Genomic DNA, 6,674 nt, shown 5'->3' on the forward strand with positions numbered 1-6,674 from the left:
ATAAAGGAGGAAAACCTAATGAAAGCGACTCAATTCATCCTAACCATTTTCTGTGTCCTCACCTTGTTGCTGCCGGCTGTTTCTTTCGCTGCCGATACCGAGGCTCTCGAACGGCAGATTCAGAATCTGGCCCGGCAGCTGCAGGAACTGCAGCTGCCGTTTGATGCCCAGAAGAGTGAGCTTCAGGCCCAGAAGGAAAATCAGGAGGAGGTTGCCGAGGCAGCCACTGCCCTCAGGAGCATTGCCGAGCGGGTCACCATCAGCGGCTTCGTCGAAGTTGAAGCAGGCTTCAGCGAAGATTACGACGACAATGATGAAAGCGACATCACCCTGGCCACGGTGGAGCTGGGCATCGATGTTGACCTGCACCAGTATGTCTCCGGTCATCTGCTGTTGCTCTGGGAAGAAGATGATACCGAGCCGGTGGACCTGGATGAAGCATTCATCACCCTCGGCAATACTGAATACTACCCCCTGTACCTGTCAGCCGGAAAATTCTATGTTCCCTTCGGGAATTTCTCCAGCTGCATGATCTCCGACCCCCTCACCCTGGAACTGGGGGAAACCCGGGAAACGGCAGTCCTGGTTGGTCTGGACTATCAAGGTTTCTACGCCGGCGCCTACACTTTCAACGGTGATATTGATGAAACCGGCGATGAGGACAAAATCAAAGGCTACGGCCTTAACGCCGGCTACACCTATGAAACTGAGGATTTTGCCGTTGATTTCGGTCTTGGCTGGATCAACAGCATTGCTGATTCGGATGCCCTGGGCGAGTTCCTGGAAGAGGAGGGAATCGAGGACATTGCTGACTACGTGGGCGGCTTCAACGCCTATGCCATCGTCAGCTGGAAGAATTTCACCCTGATCGGTGAATACCTGGGGGCTACCGATGATTTTAAAATGGCGGAGCTGGAATTTGCCGGCAGCGGCGCCCAACCGGAATCCTGGAATATCGAACTGGCCTATACCTTCGAGGTCGCCGGTCATGAAACCGTACTGGCAGCTGCCTACCAGGGCACCGACGAAGCACATGCTCTGGAACTGCCGGAAAAGCGCTATCTCGGTTCACTGGGCGTCGAGCTGGTGGAAGGGGTTTCAGTGGCGCTTGAGTACGCCCATGATGAGGATTATGGTGAAAGCGAAGGCGGTAGTGGTGAAAATGCTGAAACTGTCACCATGCAGCTGGCGCTCGAATTTTAGTTTGTCTTTGTTGTTTGCCAGCCGCATGAGGAGGGAGGGGGGAAGGGTGTGCCGGGAAGCATGATATTTGCCGAGAATGTACAAGAATTAATCTTTGGTGCTGTGGCAGATGAAACACCCTTCTCCACTCTCTCCTCCACCGGCAACAATCTGCCCATAGTCCCAGCGAAGCAAATCAGGATAATCTGAACTATGGGCAACATGGCAGGAAAGGCAGGTAACAACATCTTCCCCCGGAGTAACCGTGTCGCCTGCGGCAGCAGGGACGGTTACCCGGCCGACCGGTGCAGCAACATTGTAGGTAGTATAATCAGCATATTCACCGGTGTCGGGGATAACGATATCAGAGGGGTGGCGGATCCAGATGCCGTCGCCGCCATTATCTATTTCATGCATGTCGGGATGGCACGTGGTGCAGAGGCTCGTAATTGTTGAACCCGTCGGGAAAGAAGATCCGAGGGTGTGACAATCATTGCATGCCGGGGTACGAGGAGTCGTCGCACCATAATATTCGTTGTGATGGGCACTGTCGGTATTCTGCCAGTCGTCTGCTTCCAACCCTATAACCCCATAGAGAAAACGGTAACTCCTGGCCACGGTGGTGCCGTTGAGAGTGCTGCCATTGCCGTGATGAGCGCCGGCAATTGATGCCATTGGGTCTGAGGCACCATAATCCAAGGGTCTGCCATGGCAGCCGTAGATTCCGGCACAGGTAAAGTCTTCGACTGCCGGCTTGGACTCCAATCCATGGATCCACCCCCCGGGAGGACCTGTGAGAGTATCTTCCAGATCGCCAAAATCTATCACATTATGTCCCTTGGCATCAGAGGCGCCACTGCCTTTAGTCCCCAACATATAGGCAAAATTGCCGCCAGCCAGATCGCGGGCCGGGTCCTCATGGCGAACCTGGGGAATGCCGTCAACTATCATTGTCGGCCCCTGGGCATGACAGCCCAGGCAGGTTCCCCTGGTGAGATACCGGTTTTGGGTCAAACTGACATCGAAATTCAGGGGCGAACCATCCTGAGAATTATGCATGGTGTGACAGTCGGAACAGGGGGCAGTGATTATTGCAGAGGCATTTGAGACAAGAAAGAAAAAGAGGCTCAGCACAAAGATTATTATATATTTCACATGATTTTTCGGCATAGCGCTTATTTTTTCTCTCCATCGTCCCATACCACACGTTGTATCGGGACTTTAAGGTAGAGCAACCACGGCTAATCTGGATGGTCATCGGAAAATAAGAACAGCTTTGAGCCGGGAGAAATACTAGATGAGGACAGGAATGTTGTCAAGAGAATAGTATGGGAGCCGAGAACAGAACATTCATTCCTTGGCAAGATCAATACGTTCCACCTCAAGCTCCCGGAGATCGAGGGAAAACCAGCAGCCTACCGAAGGCGTCTCCTTTGCCAAAAGAATCCTGACCACCAGGGTCGTCTGCAGGCTGGCAATGGCCGCCACGTTGCTTGCCAGGTTGCCAACCCGTTTTTCAATACCCGGTTGCTGATGGCGTCGGTAGAGAGTAGCCATCACATCGTTGCCAGGAAGCTGTACCGCCACTTGACCATACCAGCCGGCCACTGCCCCATGAACCAGAGGGATCTGCAGTTCCCGGCAGACCTCGGCCAATGAAAGCCGGGCATCAACCGAATCGAGCGCGTCAACAGCAACAGAAGCCCCGGCCAGCAGCTGCCTGCCATTGGCGGCGGTAAATTCCTGGACCAAAGGGGTGACAGTCACCGCTGGATTAATCTGCGCCACCCGGTCGGCAGCCACGTTGACCTTGTGATGGCCAAGATAGTCAACCGTTGCCAGAAACTGGCGGTTAAGATTGCTTTCCACGAAGATGTCCGGATCGATGATTACCATCTGGCCGACCCCGACACGAGCCAGGCCCTCCACCAGGGAGCTTCCCAAACCGCCGCAGCCGATGACTGCCACTCTGGAATGGAAAAGCTGCAGCTGGCCTGCGGCCTCAATCAGCTGACGGTGGGCCGCGTAGCGCTGCGGGAAGAGGCCCTGTTCGAGCGCAACCTGTTCGATTTCGGCATAGGAAACGGAAAAAAGATCACTGGCCGTTCTATAGCTTTCCCAGGAGACAAAGCCATTCATTGCCGAAGTGTGTAAAAAATCCGAAAGCTCGATAGGCATCTCATCCTCCGCCAATCTGCGGAAAAACAGCGCAGGTATCACCATCATTCAGCTGTTGATCAGGTTCCGCATGCCGACCATTGACCAACAGCACCCCGATCTCTTCTTCCGGCAGGCCAAGATCAGCAAGCACCATGGCCACAGTGGAACCAGGAAAGACCTGCCTGGCCTCCACCTTGAAACGGCCTTCCCGAAAAGAGGCAAACAGTTTAACAACAACCTGCATCATAAGAAACAAAACAAAGGGAGAACCTGCCTCCGGTTAAAAATTCCAGAAAGCATCAATCTCCTCACCGGTAAAATCCCAGGTCGCGTTATGGGGCTGCACCGGTTCGGCGAAAAATTCCGGCAGCCGGTCATCTTCCTTGGTAAAACCGGCAGCCTGGTTGAAAGCCCGTTCGGTCTTGAGAATGGTTTTCCCCAGTTCCATGACGTCATCAATGGTCAGGCTGATGCCGAAACGGGCATTGATCATCTCCACCACTGCCGGCAGCGCCGCTTCGTTGTCCAAGACGGCAAAAGCGACAAAGACGCACAGACCGGTGCTGTCCACCGCCGCGGTGGCAATCTGCAGATTGCGGGACAGCTCCACCTGCCCTTCCTTCTGCAGGGGATCGACAAAGCCGCCGCTTTTGAGGATGTTGGTGGCCACCGTGTAGCCGGCCGTGTGGTCGGCACCCATGGTTGACGTACAGTAGGTAATCCCGATGCCCTTTACGGTTCGCGGGTCATAGGCGGGAATCGCCTGCCCCTTGACCACCGGCACCCGCGTCACCCCATAGGTTCTCCCGGTAATGGCGGCCCCGGCCCCCAAAATCCTGCCCATGGGCGTTGCCGCTTCGATCTCCCCGAGCAACCGGAGAAATCCAGGACCGTCGCCGAAGGGCAGCAGCCCCGCCTCCATGGCCACCCCGATGGTCACCGCGGTTTCAATGGTATCCACGCCAATGTCATCCATCACATGATCGGCCTCAGCCATGATATCAAGATCATCAATGCAGCAATTGGCGCCCATGGCCCAGATCGATTCATATTCAAAACCAGAGGTCACGTAGTTGCCGTCTTTATCGACGAAGACCTGGGAGCACTGGATCACGCAGCCGGGATGACAGCCATGCCGCGGTTTGCCGCCGCGGGCATCGATCAGCTCCCGCATCTTCTCGCCGCTGATCAGATCGTGGGCATCGAACTGGCCGGAGCGGAAATTCTTCGTCGGCAGCCCTCCCACCTCGTTGACGATGTTGATCAGAATATTCGTCCCATAGTTGGGCAGCGCGTCACCGCACACCGGATGATCATGGAGTGCCTTGGCAAACACCTTGGCGGCTGCCTTGAACTTTTCTTCATCGACCAATGAGACGGTTTTCGGGGCTCCTGCCGGATCAAGAACAATATACTTGATCCTCTTCGCTCCCATCACCGCCCCCAGGCCGCCGCGGCCCAGGCTGCGCAGCTTGCCGTCCGGGTCCATTACCGAAATATTGGCGGCCGCCATCCGGTTTTCTCCCGCCTGGCCGATGCTCAAAACCCCCACATCGCGGCCCAGGCTTTCGACCACCGCGAAATTTCCCTTGCCCACCAGCGCCGTTTCCTCGCTGATGGCAACGCCATCGGTGGTCACCCTGAGGCTGTAAAAGGCATCCTTTTCCGGCAGCCCTTCAATAATCAGGGCCTTGATGCCCATCCTGGCCATGATCTGGGAAGCAGTGCCGCCGGCATTGCTCTCCTTGATCGTGCCGGTCAGCGGACTTTTGGCTCCCGCCGACAGCCGGCCGGAATTGGCTGCCCGGGTCCCGGAAAGCAGCCCCGGGGCAAACACCAGTTTGTTGTCCTTTCCCAGAGGATGGCAGGTGGCCGGCACTTCCGCCGCCACAATCGCTGAAGTCAGGCCACGACCGCCAAGCCCCAGCCAATCGACCGGCACCTCTTCAACGGCAGTGGTCATATCCGTCATGTTGACGCGAAAAATTTTGTCGGCCATCAGTTCACCTCCCTGGTCAAAAAGTTTTCACTCCCACTACCTCATATTGCTGGCAAAGATTGTTCTGAATGTCAAGCAAGTGGTGTTTTATTTTGCCTGACCGACACAGATGATACGTTAATAAACTGACTGACCCGCAGCCCCGATTTTGCTTTTTTTCACTGCCCTGCAAAGCGCTTTCAGCAAGGATAAAACTCTTTGGTTAGCCGGGATTTGTTTACTATAAGGAGGGGGAAGGGGCTCAGATGCATGATGTTCAACCGTGGTAATGCTGTCATCGGATGTATCCGTTGAGATTTTTCTGCTGGCACAATGTTCCATCTCGTAAAAAAGGGATATGGCATGATGGGCCTGTTTTCTCAGGCTTTCAACTTGCTTTTTCTCCCTCAGTTTTTCTATAAAGGCCGTAAGGCTCTCGCTTTCTGTCTGTAAAAAGTTATATGTATGGCAGAAATCAAGATACTATCGCAGCCACTTGAGATAATACCGATGCTGTCCAGTCTTCACACCTCTTTGATTAAGAAACGCCGTATATTTGCTGGTAAGAGTGGTCGGGAGTTGAATCATATCAGGGTATCCGATTGCTGGCTATCAATTCTAAATGAGTAATATCCGGATAGAAATAGCATAACCTGAGAGAAATTCATTGTCAACCCTTCAGAATTGCGATAGTTATCAGGAAACTATGGAATAACTTGTTGGGCTATAAATCCATACCCAGGGGGTGAAAATCATGAATACAAAACAACTAATTGATGAAGCAGTTTCTCTCCCAGTAGAAGAACGAGCCATAGTCGTTGATTCACTGTTACGCAGCCTGAACCAGCCAGAATCAGAAATCGATAAAATATGGGCTAAAGAGGCTATGCGACGCCTGGTTGAATTGAGGTCAGGGAGTGTAAAGGCAATACCAGGCGAAGAGGCTTTTGCGAAGATTTGGAAAAGGCTAGAAAAATGAGCTTTACCTTTCACCCAGAAGCAGAAGACGAATTAAACAACGCAATAGATTATTACGAAGATATAGAGCCTGGCCTAAGCTACGATTTTGCCTTTGAAGTATATTCAGCAATCAAACGGTCAGTCGAATTTCCAAAGGCTTGGGCAATTCTTGAGGGAGATGTCAGGAGGTCTTTGGTAAGGCGATTCCCTTATGGTGTTCTGTATTCAGAAGAAAAAGATGGGCTATATGTCGTTGCCATCATGAATCTACACCGGAAGCCAGGCTACTGGAAGAGCAGAAGGTAAAATGAAAAAGTTACGATCTTCCCGCACAGTTTTGGAGTTTGAGAGTATCGCCATCCCCGGCTATTAAAAGCCATGGGGATGGCGGTCA

7 protein-coding genes are annotated in these 6,674 nt (G+C 53.3%); 3 read left to right on the forward strand and 4 right to left on the reverse strand.

From position 1 onward, the window contains the following. Positions 1-18: 18 nt before the first annotated feature. A complete protein-coding gene (locus tag JXO50_03500; GenBank protein ID MBN2332152.1) occupies positions 19-1,203 on the forward strand; it encodes an LbtU family siderophore porin in 1,185 nt (394 codons plus the stop codon). 87 nt (positions 1,204-1,290) lie between these two features. On the opposite strand, the gene JXO50_03505 is transcribed toward JXO50_03500, so the two are convergent. The 4 genes from JXO50_03505 to JXO50_03520 form a co-directional block, all read right to left on the reverse strand. Then, on the reverse strand, positions 1,291-2,241 hold the full coding sequence (locus JXO50_03505) for a hypothetical protein (protein MBN2332153.1): 951 nt from the start codon (positions 2,239-2,241) through the stop codon (positions 1,291-1,293). Positions 2,242-2,532: 291 nt separating this feature from the next. Continuing rightward, complete coding sequence (locus JXO50_03510; protein MBN2332154.1) at positions 2,533-3,360, reverse strand: HesA/MoeB/ThiF family protein; 828 nt, start codon at positions 3,358-3,360, stop codon at positions 2,533-2,535. Position 3,361: 1 nt separating this feature from the next. Then, entirely contained in the window at positions 3,362-3,586 is a 225-nt protein-coding gene (locus tag JXO50_03515) for a MoaD/ThiS family protein (protein MBN2332155.1), read from the reverse strand. 36 nt (positions 3,587-3,622) lie between these two features. Then, entirely contained in the window at positions 3,623-5,341 is a 1,719-nt protein-coding gene (locus JXO50_03520) for an aldehyde ferredoxin oxidoreductase (protein ID MBN2332156.1), read from the reverse strand. A gap of 733 nt (positions 5,342-6,074) precedes the next feature. Here JXO50_03520 and JXO50_03525 point away from each other — a divergent pair. Next, the gene (locus JXO50_03525) at positions 6,075-6,299 is read left to right on the forward strand and encodes an addiction module protein (GenBank protein ID MBN2332157.1); all 225 of its coding nucleotides are present in this window, start codon (positions 6,075-6,077) and stop codon (positions 6,297-6,299) included. Next, a complete protein-coding gene (locus JXO50_03530; protein MBN2332158.1) occupies positions 6,296-6,586 on the forward strand; it encodes a type II toxin-antitoxin system RelE/ParE family toxin in 291 nt (96 codons plus the stop codon). Before JXO50_03525 ends, JXO50_03530 begins: the two co-directional genes overlap by 4 nt. The last annotated feature ends 88 nt before the right edge of the window (positions 6,587-6,674 follow it).

The organism is Candidatus Anaeroferrophillus wilburensis, from assembly GCA_016934315.1.
Taxonomy (GTDB): domain Bacteria; phylum Desulfobacterota; class Anaeroferrophillalia; order Anaeroferrophillales; family Anaeroferrophillaceae; genus Anaeroferrophillus; species Anaeroferrophillus wilburensis.